Here is an 18,359-nt window from a genome sequence, read left to right as displayed (position 1 = left end):
TTGATTAAGAAAAGTCAGTTATAAGTGGTCAAAATCGGAAGCATCATGACGTTCAGCTAACTGTTCTTCTGCTGCACCCCAGGTTTTATTGACGATACGGCCGCGCTGTACCGCAGGGCGCTTGGCAATAGTTTCAGTCCAACGTATTAGGTGGGGATAGGATTTCACATCTAGGAATTCACCCGCCTCATATTGCAAACCCAACACCAAATTGCCATACCACGGCCAGATAGCAATATCCGCAATAGAATACTCATCACCGGCGATATATTCATGAGTCGCGAGCTGTGTATTGAGCAAATCGAGCTGACGTTTGGCTTCCATGGTGAAACGGTCGATGGCGTATTCGATTTTTACCGGTGCATAGTGATAAAAATGACCGAAACCGCCGCCTAAATAGGGGGCAGCGCCCTGTAACCAAAATAGCCAATTGAGCGCTTCGGTTCTTGCCGCAGGAGATTTTGGCAGGAAATGGCCGAATTTATCTGCTAAATAAAGCAAAATAGCACCAGATTCAAATACCCTGATCGGCGGGGTGGTTGAATGGTCCATCAAGGCTGGGATCTTTGAATTTGGATTGACGGCAACAAAACCACTTGAGAACTGGTCACCCTCGCCGATACGAATCAGATGAGCATCATATTCCGCACCTTTTTCGCCCAAAGCCAACAACTCCTCCAGCAGAATGGTGACCTTCTGACCATTCGGCGTCCCCATGGAATACAGCTGCAATGGGTGTTTACCAATAGGTAGGCTAGCTTCATATCTGGCACCCGCCGTTGGGCGGTTGATTTTCGACCACACACCGCCGCTGGCGTTGTTTTCTGTCCAGACTTTCGGTGGCTGATATTCGTTATCTTTCATCATGGATGACCTTTTTGCGAATGAATACGAAATTAATAATACTCATAGTGATTATGCCTCAATCATAAAGAATAACAGGGATAATATTTCTGTCATTCCCGCTCCCTATAGTGAAATTGCTTTTTACCTTTGGGCAATAAAAACAATTAGGGGACTTAACATGCATATGAGCAAATTCCGCTTGGCACTGCTGGCCAGTAGCATCGCGTTCAGTACCTCTTTATGGGCGCAGGCTGTCGAGGTACCCGCAGTCCTCGCCGGGCATGCTATTCTGCCGGTGAAATCGACGGTGGCGACTCCTGCGGATGCGCCGACTGATTTACAGCAAAGTGGTAAATACACCAGTGGCCAACGCGTGAGTACCTTGGGGGCCGTAGCCGGCAAATCCGCCGATCGTCCAACAGGTATTGGCTTGCCGATCTCTGGGCAGCCATTGCAAGGGCATTCGGGTATCAAACACATGCCGGATGGCACATATTGGGTGCTGACCGATAATGGATTTGGTAGCAAAGCCAACTCGCCGGACGCCATGTTGTATCTCAATCACTATAATATTGATTTTAAAAATGGCAGCGTAACACCGCTGCAAACTGTGTTTCTGCACGATCCAGATAAAAAAGTACCTTTCCATATCACCAATGAAAGCACTGAAAAACGCTATCTGACCGGCAGCGATTTTGACCCCGAAAGCTTCCAGTTTGCTGATGACGCACTATGGGTGGGGGATGAGTTTGGCCCCTACCTGATTAAAGCCGATTTGAATGGTAAAGTGCTGGCAGTCTTTGAGACTCAGGTTGATGGCAAGGTTGTAAAATCGCCGGATAATCCAACGCTTACGTTGCCAGGAGCTCCTGATGGTAAGCAGAATTTTCAGGTGGCGCGCTCCAAAGGATTTGAAGGAATGGCGGTGTCACCGGATGGCAGCAAACTGTATCCAATGTTAGAAGGGGCGCTGTGGGATGGTGAGCAATTTGAAAACATTGATGGTAAACGTTACCTGCGAGTGCTGGAATTTGATGTTAAAAATCAAGCATGGACAGGGCGCAGTTGGCAATATGTTCTGGAAGATAACCAGAATGCCATTGGTGACTTCAATATGATTGATACGAACCATGGATTGGTTATTGAACGCGACAACGGCGAAGGCACGGCGGATAAAGCCTGTGCTGCTGGGGCGGCGACAGACAAATGTTTTAGCCAGATAGCCAAGTTCAAACGTGTCTACAAAATCGCATTCTCTGATGATAACGTCGGCAAACCGGTAGAAAAAATATCCTATATTGATTTGCTAAATATTAAAGACCCGCAGAACCTGGCGCGTAAACCGCTAAATGACGGCGTGCTGACATTCCCGTTCTTTACCATTGAAAACGTTGATGTGGTGGATGCCGACCATATCATTGTCGGTAACGATAACAATTTCCCATTCTCCTCCAGCCGGCAACCTAATGAGGCGGACGATAACGAATTTATCTTACTGGATGTGAAACAGTTATTGAGCCAATAGTCGATATTGAGTTAATAGCTGACGCCATTCTTCTTGAAAAGCCCGTGTAGCGCGGGCTTTTACTCTTCAATATCCGGCTTCATACCGCACTTTTGATGCTTCTTTAACCTGTCTTTCAAGAAGATTAAGCGTCGTGGATAATACATTCTCTTGCTCTCTGAACCATTTATCTTTATCGGGTAAAGAAGTGGCCAGTCGCCATGATTCTTCTTCCTCAAGAGTGTTCAGCTCGTGCAATATCACGTCAATCTGCTTCCTGACATCATTAATTTTTCGGCGAAGCCGTTCAAGGTCATCAATAAGGTCACTGGCCATCAGTGGCTCAAGCCCTTGCTTTAAACTCTCCAGCAAAGCATGAATTGTCGGAAAATCCCCTTTTTGGCGAGCTTGATTAAGCTGAACCATCAGTTGATGGGCTTTCTCTTTAAACTCATCTGCCACTAAATCTGGATGGCACAGCCGGCTAGCTTGCCGCCATAACCGCTTGAGTTCCTGACGTTGTTCAGAAGAGAGTTTCTTATCGTTATTGAGCCGCTGCTCGGCATCGGTTTGTTTTTCCTGATAACTTTCGTATTTCTCTTTGGCTTCTTCACGGGCTTTGCGTGTTGACTCAGTATTGCGGGTGCAAAAACTGTTTTCCAATCCTTTGATCTCCGCCAGCAATGCGGTAATCAACTCAGCTTGTTGCTGAATCCGGTTTCGAATCTCAATAGTTTCATTCGAGATGGTGGAGAGTGACAGCCAGCGCTGTTTTAGCGAAGCAAGCTCATCTATAGCTTGAGAAATATACTGTTGGCAGTTGCGATAATCGCGCTCTCTGCGACGGGCTTCCGCCTCGGCTTTACGCAAGGTACTTTCCGCCAACTGTTTGCGTAAATTGAGGATTTGCTTCATTAATGGGCCGAGGCGCACCAGGTAAAGGTCATTAAAATCATCTAGCAACTGAATACGTTCATTGCGTTTATCAATCAAATCGCTTAACTGTTCCTCCAGCGCTTTCAGCTCAAGTTTGCAAGCTGATAATTCGATATCTTGCCACTGCGTGACACCTTGCTTACTGCCCAACCATGCTGAAATAGCTTCCAGAGCATGGATGAATTTTCCCTGTTCAATCGCCATGACGATAAAAACAAGCACAGCATCCTGAGTCTCACTTTTAAGATAAGGGAGTTGATGCCGAATAATGTCGTCATCTTCAAGCTCAATACCGCTTTTAATGATCTCCAGCCGTTTAATAAGTTTTTTCATAAATATATAATTTGCTGATAGCGTAGACAGGATACCTACATATTAAACAACGGCTTCGCATTGTTCCAGATGAATGAGGAGTGATCCCGTCCGGATAGTAAGATAGTTAAGCGGGCATGTGCTATAAATCACATTCAACGCGTCGACGGCAAAATCAAAGTGAATCTACAGGGTAGGGAGAGACAATTTCTCAACACGACTACGTGGATTCTGCATCATTACGGTACTGCAAAAAATACAGAATTCGCGTAGCGCGATCGTTGGGTTATTATTGTTTAAATTCAAAAAGTTAAAATGAGCTAATTTGGAGTTAATCAAATCAACCTGATTAAAAGTAGAATAGGGTGGCCGCACCGCAAAATATTGAAATAGCGTTTTAAAAAACGTAAGATCCATTGACACGTTAACGACCATGCACCGCCACAACAAGTTGCCAAAATGAATAAACCACAAGAACCTGCTAGCGCGGCGACTAAAAACCCCTTCAAAAATCGAGAAAATAGCGACATCAGCGCGGAGAAAAATGAGTGAATGCCAATACCGCAGGCTCATCTTCCCGCCATGTATTTCACTATGCGCCGTTTAGAAACTTATTTTTCGCCCGACTTCTCACGGTATTAGGCAATGGTATTGCGCCTATCGCCTTGGCTTTTGCTGTGCTGGATATTGGCGGTTCCGCCACCGACTTAGGTTTGGTGGTTGCAGCGCGCTCTATTTTCAATGTGGCTTTCTTATTGATTGGTGGGGTGCTCGCCGATCGCTATTCCCGCAGCATGGTGTTGCTCTCTTCATCCACCATTGCCGCCTTATCCCAAGGCGTTGTTGCCTGGTTAGTGCTTGATGGAACAGCAACCATCATGGGGTTGGCTGTACTTGGAACTATTAATGGCGCAGCGGCGGGTATCGCGCTACCTGCTTCTTCGGCTATGGTTCCACAAACTGTACCCGCCTATAACCTCAGGGCGGCCAATGCTTTTATTCAAGTGGGTATCTATGCAGGAACAGTGATTGGAGCTTCATTAGGCGGCATTCTGACCAGTGCTGTTGGGCCAGGATGGGGTTTAGCTGTTGATGCTTTAGGATTTGCTGCCTCCGCACCACTCTATTTTTTTGTTCGAACCAACTCAGCACCATCTTTAGCATCGAACACCAACATCTTGCAGGATCTGCGCGATGGGTGGAAAGAATTTATTGCTCGTGCGTGGGTGTGGTCTATTGTCGCTCAGTTCACGGTTATTAATGCCGCTTTCAGCGGTGTCGTGATGATCCTTGGCCCGATCATTGCCGATAATTCATTTGGTCGGGCAAGTTGGGGCATGATAGTGGCAGCAGAAAGTGTTGGCCTGATTATCGGCTCATTTATTGCTCTGCGCTGGCGTCCTCGACGCGACTTGTTTATTGGTGTGATTCTGGTTTCGTTTTGCGCTATCCCGATTATTCTCCTCAGTATGGTTTCTTCAACATTCATTCTGATGACAGGATTTTTTATTGCTGGGATTGGTTTTGGTCAATTCGGTGTAGTTTGGGCGAATGCGCTACAAACGCATATTCCCCCCAATAAACTCGCTCGTGTTTATGCCTATGATGCTATGGGGTCATTCGTGGCGATCCCCATTGGGGAACTTGCGGCAGGCCCACTGAGTATGCATTACGGTAATTCCGCTGTTTTATTGGCTTCCGCAGTTGCTGTGGTGATAGCCACCGTCGCAACCGGCCTTACCCCAGCGATTAGGCAGCTTGATAATGGGTCTAAAGTAAAATCATGCGATGAGCGATAACCGCATTCGTGGCAAAATATGGCGGAGTAAAAGGGCAGGGAGCGGCTATTTTCCAATACCGCTATGTAAGTTCTGCTCTTCTTACTTGATATTATTTATTGGAGTATGGGGTTAACCCTGAACGCAAGGTTTTACAAACTTAGGTGGGATATATAAATCTAAACCTAAGTGACCACAATATTCTCTAAACATATTTATGGATCTAACACCGGACTTTTCATATATCAGTCTTAATTTATTTTCTATTGTCCTATGCGATAAAGACAGCCTTTTAGCAACCATTTTAGACGTCATTGGCTGCAATATGAAAAAAATTATCTCAAGTTCTTTCTCGCTGAAAAGGTCAGTGGGCGGGGTCAGTGTCAATACTGAGGGGGTACGGCGGCCTATATATTGGGAAAGAGAAATAAAATTTAATTTACTGGCATTTGTTAATGTTCCTATACATTCACCAACTTTATTGTAAATAGGAAACCTGGGTAAATAATAGGGTTCTAATATTTTGTCTCGCCCATAATAATTGGTTGAAATAATGGCTACTCGCTTTCCACTTTTTTCCGCTTTTCTGTCATTGGCTTGATATTGCTCAGCAAATTCTGCCCAATCCGCAGGGCATTCGTTATCTAATCTTCCCTCAATATCAAAGTCAGCGGGTAAACTTAAAAAGTCCAGACCAGCTTGATTTACATACACATAGCGGGATTCGCAGTCTCTTATAACCCAAGGTTCATTACTGTATTCCATAATAGAAATCAGTGGCAATGAATTTAGGGATTCTACAATTAATTTATTGGCATTCAGTGGCTTATTTTTTTCATCCATGATTAACTCAGCCTCTCGATTTTTTCTTTACTAAAATAAAAACTCGACGATTGACTCTAACCGTTTAAATCTTACTCCTGAAAACTTGCCACATCAAGATGGTTCAATTTATTAATCCTTTTATAAATTAATTTACCTGCCTAAGTATTCTTTGCAATAGTAGTTATTTTTAATAAGTAAATTACCAATTCATTATGAAGCTTAACTCGTATATTTATAAGTGGAATGATTTTGCTAGATGCAGTTCAATAATAATGATACTAATTAGGGTCACATAGGGTTGTCCGGCAATTTCTGCCGACGTAGGTCGCAACTCAAAATCTCTTATGAGGATGTTATCGCCAGATGTTGCCCCCGGTAAGGTGCTGATGAGAATCACCAGAGCAGCAGAGCGACATTCACAGAAACCTGCATTATCTGATGTAAACAACCGGCACGAATAAGCGCGGACTTTTTGTGTCTGTCGTTTAGCAAAATCTGACGGGCAATCATGCTGTCAGTTATACAGATTTCACGTAGCGTCATCGGACAAGAATGAGGGAAGGGGTTTTAATTTGTAGCTTTTGTTATTCTGGCTGAAGTATATAGCTAAAGAATTATGGTTAACAGAAACATGACTCGGCTGAATGAATTACAGGTGGGGCTAGAAGAAACCCTTAGCGCACATAAATATTCAATTTAACATAATATACATTATGCGCACCAAGATGAGGATAGGCAGAATCTGGGGTTTTGTGGTCATGATTTGGGCTGATGCGATAACGCCGGTTTTTCCCCATTGCTTGAGTCTTTATCTTTATCTTGATCTTTCTTCCAACGGATAACTCTGGAAACTCCATAGTCCGTCAGTTTGTTATAAAAAATCTCCGTTTTATAAACTATGCTTTAAAACAATTCATATATGAAATATCATATGTATTATTGTCTTTCCTTGAGGTTAAACATGCTACAGCCTGTTCAGCTTTTTAAACTACTCGCTGATGAAACCCGCTCGACTATCGTGATGCTCCTCAGGGAGTCCGGCGAGATGTGTGTCTGTGACATCTGTACAGCAACAACAGAGTCTCAGCCCAAGATTTCCCGTCATATGGCTCTGTTACGTGAGTCTGAGTTGGTCGTCGATCGCCGTGAAGGAAAATGGGTGCATTACCGGCTGTCGCCCCAAATGCCTGCATGGGCTGCGATCATTATTGATTCAGCGTGGAATTGCGAGCGAGAAAAAATACGAAATAAACTCAGTGGCGCGTCTTCGTCCTCATGCTGAAATTGAGAGTATATATGCATCTAATTAGATATGAATGGAGTTCATGATGTTACTGGCTGGTGCAATTTTTTTGCTCACTCTCGTTCTGGTTATCTGGCAACCCAGAGGACTCGGGATTGGCTGGAGCGCAATGTTGGGCGCTGGTCTGGCATTACTGACCGGTGTCGTTCACCTGGACGATATCCCAGTAGTCTGGCAGATTGTCTGGAATGCGACCGCCACTTTTATCGCCGTGATTATCATCAGTCTGCTGTTGGATGAGTCCGGTTTCTTTGAATGGGCTGCATTGCATGTTGCCCGCTGGGGCAACGGCCGTGGCCGATTGCTCTTTACCTGGATTATTTTGCTGGGTGCGATGGTCGCGGCATTGTTTGCCAATGATGGTGCAGCTCTTATCCTGACCCCGATTGTTATTGCGATGCTGCTGGCGCTGGGTTTCAATCAGGGGGCCACTTTAGCTTTTGTCATGGCTGCGGGATTTATTGCAGATACGGCCAGTCTGCCGCTGATTGTCTCGAATCTGGTGAATATCGTCTCGGCTGATTACTTTAACATCGGCTTCACTGAGTATGCCGCAGTCATGGTGCCTGTTAACCTCGCCGCCATCGCTACAACGCTAGTCATGTTGCACCTGTTTTTCCGCAAAGACATTCCCGCTGTTTACGATGTTTCCCTGTTAAAAGAACCGAAAAAAGCTATCCGAGATGTCAGTACCTTTAAAACCGGCTGGCTGGTGCTGGTCTTGTTGTTAGTCGGTTTCTTTGGCCTCGAACCACTCGGTATACCAGTCAGTTTGGTCGCCGCCGTTGGCGCACTGATTTTGCTTGCTGTCGCGAAGAAAGGCCATGCCATAAATACCGGCAAAGTACTGCGTGGTGCGCCCTGGCAGATTGTGATTTTCTCACTGGGTATGTACCTGGTGGTTTACGGTTTACGCAATGCAGGACTGACTCACTACCTTTCTGCCCTGCTAAATCAACTGGCTGAACAGGGATTGTTGATATCAACTTTAGGAACAGGGTTCCTGGCGGCTTTCCTCTCTTCCGTTATGAACAATATGCCGACCGTTCTGGTCGGGGCCTTGTCGATTGATGGCAGCGCAGCCACGGGTGTTATCAAAGAAGCGATGATTTATGCCAACGTAATAGGTAGCGACTTGGGGCCTAAGATTACTCCAATTGGCAGTCTGGCGACGTTGCTATGGCTGCATGTTTTGTCGCAGAAGAATATGACGATTACCTGGGGATATTACTTCCGGGTCGGCATTGTAATGACCGTCCCTGTGCTGTTTGTCACACTGATGGCATTAGCCTTGCGGTTATCCGTCGTACATTAGCTATTGTTTAACACATAGCTCCAGGCGCAATAATGTACTGGAGCCTCGACAAGAGATCATCCCGATGAGCAATGTCATTATTTATCATAATCCCGCATGTGGGACGTCCCGTAACACGTTGGCATTGATTCGCAACAGTGGCACTGAACCTAAAGTTATACTGTATCTGGAAACACCGCCAACCCGTGAAGAGTTGATGAAGTTGATTACAGATATGGGCATCAGGGTTCGGGCGTTGTTGCGCAAGAATGTCGAACCTTATGAACAATTGGGCTTGGCAGAAGATGCCTTTAGCGACGAACAATTGATTAATTTCATGTTGCAGCACCCTATTCTGATTAACCGGCCAATTGTTGTTACCCCTCTGGGTACTCGTTTATGCCGACCTTCTGAGAGGGTTCTGGATATTTTGACTGATGTGCAACGCGCTGCGTTTACCAAAGAAGATGGTGAACGGGTTGTTGATGAACAGGGTAAGCAGATCAATAAATAAGCACTGAAGCACTGATCGAGGGGGGCACTAAGTATTAGCCTATAAGCATTCACTTAGTACGCCCTATCCCACCTTTACTCTCTTTAATTGACTTCGGTCAACCATATGTCTGTATCCCATCATCATACAAGTCACTAGCAGAAATAATGGGTTTTATTTTAGTGACGCCGTCACGTAAATCGGATCTTTTTAAACCCTGTGGAATCTAATTTGAGGTTTGATAGTTAGGGTCTTGAGAATTGGCCCCGCTGTTACCTCCCTGGGAGCTACTGCCACCACTCGAACTTAGTTGACCACTACAGACAAATATCGCATTTTGTATGCTTCGCTCCCACTGGGCCAAATAGCCAATACCCACACAAAAGATAACATATGATTAAATCAATCAACATTAAATTAACTATTGTTGCACTATTTATTCTTTCAGTATCTGCATGCTCATTGAACCAGGGAGCTAGTCATTTCGAAAAGGCATTGCTCACTCCAGAACATATCAAAGAAGCAATTACCTACCAGAAGGATGCAGATAAAAATCAGGATGTTGAACCGAAACATGGGGAGAAATGGTTTAACGTTATCTTAGGTCGGGGGCCCATTATCATCAGCGCTCCACATGCTACCCAACCGTTTCGGGATGGGAAATATCGTTTCTCTGACGGAGGGGGTACGGCAGCTCTGGCAGTTATGTTGGGAAAACTGACGGATTCGACGGTGATCTATACAACAAAAGCCTCTCCTTCAGACCCCAACTATTACGATAATAATGATTATAAAGTGAGGCTGGCCGAATTAATAAAAGCACAAAAGCCGAAACTCATTATTGATATCCATGGCAGCCATCCTTTCCGACCATATGATGTCGATATTGGAACCATGAATGGAAAATCGCTGCTGGGTAAAGACGAACTGGTGACTAAGCTCATAACCTCATTACGAAATGAGGGTATTTCCAATTACTCAAACAACTATTTTGCCGCCTCCAAAAACGAAACGATTACAAAGTTCGGCGCAGCACATGGCGTACCAACGATCCAACTGGAGTTCAGTAGCATTTGGATGGTGCCAAGTGACGGTAATTATGAATCACATCGGTTTGCACAACTGCTCCAGGGCATGGTTCGTTACGTCACTACAGTTAGCTCCAACTAAGACAAATGTCGCATTTTGTAGCTTCGCTCCCACTGGGCCTTTTAGCTGTTTTTGCTGGTAACTTGGCCATGAAGCCTTTTACCTCCGCTATCTTATATCGATTCCGTTTCCGCTCTACCTTGCTGATCAATGGGTTATTGAATGCAGTGGCTATCCCCGTTGGAAAATTTCCAGATAGCATTTGTGGTTATTGGTGTAGTCGCATTACTATCAATTGTGGATATATTAACACTTAGCCGTGATGCGGGTGATGAAGTGCGTAAGAGGCCGTCCAAACTGAAATGAAGACAGCCATGCGATACGGCAATAGCGTCCTGCTGTACTTAAGAGTATGTTAATCATATCAATTATATTATTGGCACCGAAAAATAAGGAATGCACATGATCGTTTTCGTCACAGGCGCGACCTCCGGGTTTGGTGAAGCTATCACTCGCAAGTTTATCAGTCACGGTCATCAGGTTATTGCAACGGGGCGGCGTCAGGAGCGGTTGGAAGAATTAAAGGCCGAATTAGGTGAACCGCTGCATATTGTGCGGTTAGATGTCCGTAATCGCGCGGCTATTCAACATGTTATTGATGAACTCCCGACAGAGCTGAAAAACATTGATGTGCTGGTGAATAATGCCGGTTTGGCATTGGGGCTGGAACCCGCTCACAAAGCCAATGTTGAAGATTGGGACACAATGATTGACACCAATACCAAAGGTTTGGTGAATATGACCCGAGCTTTGCTTCCTGCAATGGTGGCGCGCGATATGGGGCATATTATTAATATCGGTTCTACCGCGGCTAACTGGCCTTATGCCGGCGGCAATGTGTATGGTGCGACCAAAGCTTTTGTTAAGCAGTTTAGTCTGGGGCTGCGCGCCGATCTGCATGGCACCCATATCCGCGTAACGGATATTGAGCCAGGAATGGTCGGTGGCACTGAATTCTCGGCAGTTCGTTTTAAAGGCGACGGGGATAAAGTCAATAAAACCTACGATGGGGCCAATCCATTGATACCTGAAGATGTTGCTGAAGCGGTATATTGGGTGGCCACATTACCTGCTCGCGTGAATATCAACACACTGGAAATGATGCCGGTGAGCCAATCTTTTGCTGGATTAAGTATTCACCGCGAAGGTTAGCCGATAAGTAATATCGATAGATAATATCGTGTTTGGGGCGTTGACCGCCCCACTCTTAATTTACCCGCCAGCCAGCAACAATAATTAGCATGCCCGCCAGCGCTACTGCCGCGCCGACCCAATCGAATACTGAGAGCTTCACACCATCAACAACACGTAGCCAAATTAATGCTGTCGCGACATAAACGCCGCCGTATGCGGCATAGACTCGCCCACTGGCCGTGGGATGCAGGGTTAATAGCCAAACGAATAAGGCCAAACTGGCTGCCGCTGGCAATAATAGCCAAATAGTTCCGCCTTTTCGTAACCACAAATAAGGTAAGAAACAACCAATAATCTCAGCCAATGCGGTTACAAAAAACAGTAACGTAGTTTTTATCACATTTAGATCTCTTTTAATGTTGACAATGAGTTACGTCAAAACAGTTGTGGGAATTAATAGTAGCCCTAAATAATGCGAGTTGCAGGAAAGCGGCAAATGAGGGAACCCCGCTGAGCTTCACCGCGCATGTAGCTTGAAGCATGACGGGTATACCTATTATCAACAAGCTTATCACTGACTAGTCTATATGCTGCGAGCGATGGTATAATTTTTTATCTGCTGATAATGGCCTGATGAATTAATATCACCGACTCATAAAGGACTTAAGACGATGAACATAAGTAGCCTGCCACGCCTGATGCGCGTTTTCCTCCCCTTAGCCGTGTTGGCTTTACCGCTGATGTGGCAAACGCCTGCGTTGGCGCAATCGGCCACTTGTACTCAAGGTAGCACCTGTGTTTCCGTTGGCGGGAACAATGACCCAATGTCAAAAGAACAAGCACGCCAAAGCCAACAACAATGGGATGAAACCCAGCGCCTGCGTAACAAAGTGAATAACCGGGTAGAAAAGAATTTCGATAAAGACGACCGTGCTGAAGATGCGAAAGATAATTGCGAAAGCAGCGAAAATCTCAATGCTTATTGGGAACCTAACACCCAACGCTGTCTGGATCGTTTGTCCGGTCGTAAGATTAATCCCTAATAGACGAGATTGGCTCAGATTAACTTGAGGTTATGTGAACCAAGGCTATCCTTAGGTTAGGCAAGCTATTCATCCACATAAGGATTTTATGATGAAAAAAACGTTTATTATCAGCGTATTGTTATTATCTTTAGCACCATTGGCTGCTTTGGCATCTTGTGAAAGTGTCAAAGCCGATATCACGCAAAAGATTATCAGTAATGGCGTGCCTGAATCTGGTTTTAAATTGGATATCGTTCCTAACGATCAGGTACAACAAGCGGGTGGACAAGTTGTTGGGCATTGTGAAAATGATACCCAGAAGATTGTTTATACCCGTATCACTGACGGCGAATAACGTTTTGATTTTAGGGTGCACTTTTCGGTGCGCCCTTTCCGTTTATGCTTATCAACTCTTCATCAAACCGGAACCAGCCAGAACCCACATAACACGGGGGACAGGACAGGAAACATATATATCCAGGATTCTTTATTCAGGTGTGGTCGTTTCTTTGATGTCTGGCAGATAAAAATAATATTGACGATTAAGCAGCATATGAAATAAAAGACTGCCAACATGTCATAACCCAAGCCACCATATCCTGTATTTTTCGGGATGATAAAGTAAAGAAGCGCCGCTGATGCAACCGGATAGAGTGATAACAACAGCAACCATAATATCTGGCTGCGAACGCTTATAGTTTCCTTCATGGTACTTGTCCTTCCCTGAGAATAAAGCTGCGTTTGAAAACACCAATATATACTTATTATTTATATTAATGTGGAATTTTACTGAGCAGTATCAAGAAAATATTACTTCGGGAGTCATCTATACAAAAAGCAGTATTGGCGTAGGATATTATTAATTTGGCCCTACCCTAAAATTTACTGGTCATTAGCGTGATGACCAGTAACAATCTATCTGTATACCTACCTCTTTATGATAAAAATATGGGGCCAACCGCGATATGTCAGTCAGTTTTTTGCTATGAAACGGCCCGCTCATTGGTATTACTACCGCGCAATGCTGCGCCGACTGATAATTGCCATCATGCTGGGCATCATGTCTGCGGTGATTGTTTGGTTATTTCATCAGGCAATGTTGGGTCTTGAGTGGGTATTATTTGCTCGGACGGATGGCAGCCTGGTCGCGGCGGCTTCTTCTATTAATGGCTGGCGGCGTGCAGTAACACCGGCTCTAGGTGGGCTGGCCGCAGGATCATTATTATGGGTCTATCAGCGTTATCGACATCAAAAGCCCAGTGCCCCTACCGATTATATGGAAGCCATTGAAATTGGAGATGGTCGATTAGATGTTTCCGCCAGTTTAATCAAGTCTCTGGCCTCATTATTGGTGGTTTCTAGCGGCAGTGCTATTGGCCGTGAAGGTGCGATGGTGCTTTTGGCGGCATTGTTTGCTTCTGTTTTCGCACAGCGCTATGCCAAACCCAAAGAATGGAAATTATGGGTTGCTTGTGGTGCCGCCGCCGGTATGGCCAGCGCCTATCATGCACCACTGGCTGGTAGCTTATTTATTGCAGAGATTCTGTTCGGTACTCTAATGCTGGCTTCTCTCGGGCCAGTGGTTATTGCGGCCGTCAGTGCATTGCTCACCAGCAATTTGTTACACGGCGGTCAGGAAACACTGTATCAAGTACAAGCACTGCCATCCCCCTGGCCGATACAGTATCTCCTAATGGCACTATTAGGATTATTAGCCGGTTTTTGTGGGCCTCTATTTCTCAAAGCGATGACCGCCAGCGGACATGCTTTTCGGTCGTTGAATTTATCACCGCCACTACAATTAGCACTGGGCGGGATAATTGTAGGGTTATTATCGCTAATTTTCCCGGAAGTCTGGGGCAATGGTTACAGTGTGGTGCAATCATTATTAACCACGCCTCCGGGGATTTTATTAATTGGCGGCATACTAATTTGTAAGTTATTGGCGGTATTGGCCAGTAGCGGCTCGGGGGCTCCCGGCGGGGTATTTACCCCCACTCTGTTTGTTGGTGCGGCGCTAGGTATGTTATGTGGGCAAATGTTTGCCTGGTGGCCATGGTTTGGTGGCAATATGTTTGGCGACAATATTGCGCTATTAATGGCATTAACAGGAATGGCGACATTGCTGGCTGCCACCACGCACGCGCCTATCATGGCCGCGCTGATGGTGTGTGAAATGACCGGTGAATACACCCTGCTTCCAGGGCTACTATTATCCTGTGTTATCTCGACAACAATAGCCCGTTGGTTACGCCCTATTTCTGTCTATCATTCACGCTAAAATGCGTCGATAAAGACGTCAATTAGAGACGATTATTAATTTTACCAATAACACTATTTCACTTATAACACTATCAACAAGTAACCGTCATAGCCCCTAAATAATTCGAGTCGCAGAAAGGCGGCCAACGCACATATAACTTGAAATATGGCGGATATAAATATATCACTTAACCATTGCGGTTAGATCTAAATACTTGGCCAGAGGCTTTTGTTCTGGGTGCGGCAGATAAGGTAATTGCCCTAATTGTGGTGCAGGTAAACGCTCGCGTAACATTGCGATTGTTTCAGCATAATGGGCAAGTCCGGGATTAATACGGTTAGCAACCCACCCTAATAAGGGTAAGCCATCATTGATAATAGCTTGAGCTGTTAATAAAGCATGATTAATACAGCCTAATTTAATTCCGACGACTAAAATAACCGGTAACTGCTCTTGCACCACCCAATCAGAATAAAAGCGCTGATCATTCATCATCACTTTCCAGCCGCCACAACCTTCGACGACAACAGTGTCGGCTTTGGTGGCTAATTGCCGCAATCCTTCCGTCATTTTGTTGTAGTTAATGAGGGTGCCCGAACAAGCATGGATAACATCCCCAGCCAGTGGGTATGGGTTAACTTCCTGATAATCCACTTCAATTGAAGATGAAGCTTGTAAAATCAGTGCATCCTGGTTACGCAATCCATCCGGAGTTTCTTGACTCTCTGTCGCTACCGGCTTATAGCCCACAGCTGTTCTGCCATTTTGGCTTAAGGCCTGAAGTAAGGCCCGTGACACTACGGTTTTACCAACAGCTGTGTCGGTACCCGTCACAAAAACACGCGTTAACATAACAATACTCCGCAATCTGGCCACGTCGACTCAAGTCTTTCCGCCTAATATTAGCGAAATTGATAACATAGATAAAAGTCTAGGCGATGCCGACAACAGACAGCTTGCGTTAGCGCAATGTTTTGCTGAACTGGGTGATATTTTTAACGGATAGTGCCCAATAACACTGGGAATATGGCCTATATACTCACTAATAATTAACTCTTAATTATTAGTGACGCCCTATCCTTGGAGTAATTTCACCAACAATGAGCCATTATATAATGCTTCTTTTACCAGTGCCGCTCCGGGCATGGTTCCCTGATTAAAAAATGCGGTCGGTTCAACAAGAATATTCTCACTGTAAGCTAGAAGCGCTTGCTGGCGGATACAAGATGCAATGGCGGGATGGAGAATAGAGGCCGCTTTATTTAATGGTGAACCAACCAGAATTTTTTCTGGATTAAATAAATTGACCATAATGGCAATAATTCGCCCGACGCTATGGCCAACACCTAAAATAATATCTTTAGCTAATTGATCACCAGTTAAAGCCGCATCACATAAAGATTCAACGGTCAGTGGTGAGCCATGTAATAAAGAACTCATTGAGCCATTTAATCGTTGCTGAGCAATTTCCAGCATATTTTCAATACTGGCAACGGTTTCCAGGCAACCATGATTACCGCAATAACAGCGTTTGCCATAAGGGTCAACTTGAGTATGACCAATTTCAATAACACTACGGCTACCCGCATGTAATACTCGGCCAGCAGTAATCACCCCAGCGCCAACATTATGATCAATCACGACTTGAATAACATTCTGGCAGCCGCGCGAAGCCCCATACAGAGCTTCAGCCATCGTCCAAGCGCAAATATCATGTTGCAGATAAACCGGTAACCCAGTTAACTCTTCTAACGCCGGGCCAAGTAGCATCTCATTGACGTCATAAAACGGCATTTTATGCACAATACCTGCTGGCGCATCAATGATGCCCGGCATGGTAATGGCGATGGCAGTCAGCCTTTCAAGTTTTTCCTGATGCCGGATAAAGAACTGTTCGACTTCGCTGAGAATACGGTTAAGTAAAGGTTCTGGATGACTATCCGGTAATGGAATCTGGTCTTCGACGACCAGTTTACTGCTGAGATCACGCAATGCGAGAGTAATAAAACCTCGGCTGATTCGCCCAGAGACGTAGTGCCAAGCCTCGGTATCGAGCACCAAACCAATTGCTGGCCGCCCACGGCTGCCCACATCTTGATATTCGGTCTCTTTCACCAGATGCGCTTCAACCAATTCCCGCACAATCTTGGTGATACTGGCGGGGGCCAGTTGCGCCCTTTTAGACAGTTCAATACGGGATATCGGGCCGAACAAATCAATCAGCCGATAAACAGCCCCTGCATTGGTTTGCTTGATTTGATCAATATGCCCAGGCGGTCCATCCGTTATCACTAAACCGGCTCCTTCTCTGTCACCGAGTATTTTTCGCGCTTCTAAATAAAGATTATGGGCTATGTTGGGGCTTTTAGCATATGGCGTCAACTATTTGATTAGTTATGTGATTTACTGCACATAATCACCCATACCCTTTGACTCCGTGCTGGTTATTCACACGAAATAAGCTTAAAAAAACAGCCGCCACCATTATTGACTCTCGGCAGACTAAACTGCCGCATCGGGAAGATCCGCCATCATCAGGCGAATCAATGCTTCTGCCGGCGCGGTCACTGGCCGATTTTTATGATTAACCAACCACACCTCGGTAGTGGCACTGGCTTCCGCCAAGGGTAAATATTTCACCCCATCCACTTTTACCCGTGTAAATGACGCGGGCAAGATAGAAACACCTAAACCTGAGGAAACCAGACCGACAATCGTCATCGCCTCCCCGACTTCTTGCGTAATATAAGGCGTGATACCGGCGCGGGCTAACAATGCAAGAATCTCATCGTAAAGTGCGGTACCAACCTCCCGCGAAAAGAACACAAAAGGCTGTTCAGCCAAGGCGCTAAATTTAATACGGCCTGGGGGCAAAGCGGCTAACGGACTTTCTTCGTGCACCACCGCGACTAAGGGCTCACGTAACAGCAGACGGTATTGCAATGCATCTGGCAAGCGAGTGTTGCGCATTACGCCAAGATCAAGTCGCCCGTCCAATAATGGTTCAATTTGCTGTTTGCTATTGATTTCACGCATTTTAATATGGACTTGCGGATGTAATTGACGAAAAGCCCGCAAATTTTTGGACACTGTGCTAATAAAAGGGGCGGATGAGGTAAAACCGATGGTCAGTTCCCCGGATTCTCCGCGATGCAGCCGCGCAGCTTTCTCAGATGCCGAATTTACCTGCGCCAGAATTTGATAAGCTTCTTTTAAAAACAGTTCGCCAGCTTGAGTCAGACTGACATTGCGGTTATTGCGGGCAAACAACCGCGCCCCAATTTGTTCTTCCAGAATTTGAATTTGTTGACTCAATGGTGGTTGAGAAATACGCAAGCGCTCTGCAGCTCGTCCGAAGTGCAACTCTTCTGCCACCGCAATGAAATAACGTAAGTGCCTGAGTTCAATACTCATTCAACCCCATTGATACTTTTAAAGTATTATTACTAATGATTAATATATTAGACAAAAAACTCCGCTATTCCTATGATTTTGTT

At 45.4% G+C, this 18,359-nt stretch carries 18 protein-coding genes and 1 pseudogene; 11 read left to right on the top strand and 8 right to left on the bottom strand.

Features of this window, described 5'->3' with window-relative positions:
- Positions 1-18 precede the first annotated feature (18 nt).
- Positions 19-864 (bottom strand): glutathione-dependent disulfide-bond oxidoreductase, encoded by an 846-nt coding sequence (gene yghU, locus OP863_RS10095; protein WP_038632864.1) that lies wholly within the window; start codon positions 862-864, stop codon positions 19-21.
- A gap of 160 nt (positions 865-1,024) precedes the next feature.
- Here yghU and OP863_RS10090 point away from each other — a divergent pair, with 160 nt between their 5' ends.
- The gene (locus OP863_RS10090; RefSeq protein WP_145591295.1) at positions 1,025-2,371 is read left to right on the top strand and encodes an esterase-like activity of phytase family protein; all 1,347 of its coding nucleotides are present in this window, start codon (positions 1,025-1,027) and stop codon (positions 2,369-2,371) included.
- 66 nt (positions 2,372-2,437) lie between these two features.
- Here the strand turns inward: OP863_RS10090 and OP863_RS10085 are convergent, their stop codons facing one another.
- On the bottom strand, positions 2,438-3,619 hold the full coding sequence (locus tag OP863_RS10085; protein WP_038632878.1) for a DNA repair protein: 1,182 nt from the start codon (positions 3,617-3,619) through the stop codon (positions 2,438-2,440).
- 527 nt (positions 3,620-4,146) lie between these two features.
- Here OP863_RS10085 and OP863_RS10080 point away from each other — a divergent pair.
- On the top strand, positions 4,147-5,397 hold the full coding sequence (locus OP863_RS10080) for an MFS transporter (RefSeq protein ID WP_038632884.1): 1,251 nt from the start codon (positions 4,147-4,149) through the stop codon (positions 5,395-5,397).
- Between the two features lie 111 nt (positions 5,398-5,508).
- On the opposite strand, the gene OP863_RS10075 is transcribed toward OP863_RS10080, so the two are convergent.
- On the bottom strand, positions 5,509-6,219 hold the full coding sequence (locus tag OP863_RS10075; RefSeq protein ID WP_038632886.1) for a helix-turn-helix transcriptional regulator: 711 nt from the start codon (positions 6,217-6,219) through the stop codon (positions 5,509-5,511).
- 943 nt (positions 6,220-7,162) lie between these two features.
- Between OP863_RS10075 and OP863_RS10070 the strand changes: the two genes are divergently transcribed.
- The 6 genes and pseudogenes from OP863_RS10070 (at position 7,163) to ydfG (ending at position 11,592) form a co-directional block, all read left to right on the top strand.
- Complete coding sequence (locus tag OP863_RS10070; protein WP_145589816.1) at positions 7,163-7,483, top strand: metalloregulator ArsR/SmtB family transcription factor; 321 nt, start codon at positions 7,163-7,165, stop codon at positions 7,481-7,483.
- A gap of 46 nt (positions 7,484-7,529) precedes the next feature.
- Positions 7,530-8,819, top strand: a complete 1,290-nt coding sequence (locus OP863_RS10065; protein WP_265526257.1) for an arsenic transporter — start codon at positions 7,530-7,532, stop codon at positions 8,817-8,819.
- 64 nt (positions 8,820-8,883) lie between these two features.
- Entirely contained in the window at positions 8,884-9,312 is a 429-nt protein-coding gene (gene arsC / locus OP863_RS10060) for a glutaredoxin-dependent arsenate reductase (protein ID WP_038632897.1), read from the top strand.
- Between the two features lie 372 nt (positions 9,313-9,684).
- Positions 9,685-10,461: a hypothetical protein gene (locus OP863_RS10055; RefSeq protein WP_265526212.1), complete on the top strand. Its 777-nt coding sequence runs from the start codon at positions 9,685-9,687 to the stop codon at positions 10,459-10,461.
- A 23-nt stretch (positions 10,462-10,484) separates the two neighbouring features.
- A pseudogene (locus tag OP863_RS10050) lies at positions 10,485-10,746 on the top strand (MFS transporter); the annotation flags it as partial.
- Positions 10,747-10,842: 96 nt separating this feature from the next.
- On the top strand, positions 10,843-11,592 hold the full coding sequence (gene ydfG, locus OP863_RS10045; RefSeq protein ID WP_038632915.1) for a bifunctional NADP-dependent 3-hydroxy acid dehydrogenase/3-hydroxypropionate dehydrogenase YdfG: 750 nt from the start codon (positions 10,843-10,845) through the stop codon (positions 11,590-11,592).
- A gap of 55 nt (positions 11,593-11,647) precedes the next feature.
- Here ydfG and OP863_RS10040 read toward each other — a convergent pair whose 3' ends face one another.
- Positions 11,648-11,974 carry a YnfA family protein gene (locus OP863_RS10040; RefSeq protein WP_145589819.1) on the bottom strand — a complete coding sequence of 109 codons (327 nt, stop codon included), beginning with the start codon at positions 11,972-11,974 and terminating at the stop codon, positions 11,648-11,650.
- Between the two features lie 271 nt (positions 11,975-12,245).
- Between OP863_RS10040 and OP863_RS10035 the strand changes: the two genes are divergently transcribed.
- Positions 12,246-12,617 (top strand): DUF1283 family protein, encoded by a 372-nt coding sequence (locus tag OP863_RS10035; RefSeq protein WP_145591806.1) that lies wholly within the window; start codon positions 12,246-12,248, stop codon positions 12,615-12,617.
- Positions 12,618-12,708: 91 nt separating this feature from the next.
- Positions 12,709-12,954 carry a DUF1161 domain-containing protein gene (locus tag OP863_RS10030; RefSeq protein ID WP_042562371.1) on the top strand — a complete coding sequence of 82 codons (246 nt, stop codon included), beginning with the start codon at positions 12,709-12,711 and terminating at the stop codon, positions 12,952-12,954.
- Positions 12,955-13,016: 62 nt separating this feature from the next.
- Here OP863_RS10030 and OP863_RS10025 read toward each other — a convergent pair whose 3' ends face one another.
- The gene (locus OP863_RS10025; RefSeq protein ID WP_265526211.1) at positions 13,017-13,307 is read right to left on the bottom strand and encodes a hypothetical protein; all 291 of its coding nucleotides are present in this window, start codon (positions 13,305-13,307) and stop codon (positions 13,017-13,019) included.
- A 277-nt stretch (positions 13,308-13,584) separates the two neighbouring features.
- Between OP863_RS10025 and clcB the strand changes: the two genes are divergently transcribed.
- Positions 13,585-14,880, top strand: a complete 1,296-nt coding sequence (gene clcB / locus OP863_RS10020) for a voltage-gated ClC-type chloride channel ClcB (protein WP_042562370.1) — start codon at positions 13,585-13,587, stop codon at positions 14,878-14,880.
- A gap of 165 nt (positions 14,881-15,045) precedes the next feature.
- On the opposite strand, the gene bioD is transcribed toward clcB, so the two are convergent.
- The 3 genes from bioD to OP863_RS10005 form a co-directional block, all read right to left on the bottom strand.
- Positions 15,046-15,714, bottom strand: coding sequence for a dethiobiotin synthase (bioD, locus tag OP863_RS10015; RefSeq protein WP_042562369.1), 669 nt, complete (start codon positions 15,712-15,714; stop codon positions 15,046-15,048).
- A gap of 222 nt (positions 15,715-15,936) precedes the next feature.
- Entirely contained in the window at positions 15,937-17,154 is a 1,218-nt protein-coding gene (gene mlc, locus OP863_RS10010) for an ROK family transcriptional regulator Mlc (RefSeq protein ID WP_038632921.1), read from the bottom strand.
- Between the two features lie 210 nt (positions 17,155-17,364).
- A complete protein-coding gene (locus OP863_RS10005) occupies positions 17,365-18,276 on the bottom strand; it encodes a LysR family transcriptional regulator (protein ID WP_145589821.1) in 912 nt (303 codons plus the stop codon).
- Positions 18,277-18,359: the final 83 nt, after the last annotated feature.

The organism is Yersinia sp. SCPM-O-B-9106 (C-191) (genome assembly GCF_026183365.1).
Lineage (GTDB): Bacteria > Pseudomonadota > Gammaproteobacteria > Enterobacterales > Enterobacteriaceae > Yersinia > Yersinia rochesterensis.
Note: the sequence above shows the minus strand (reverse complement) of the source record. Positions and strands in the feature narration are given on the sequence as shown.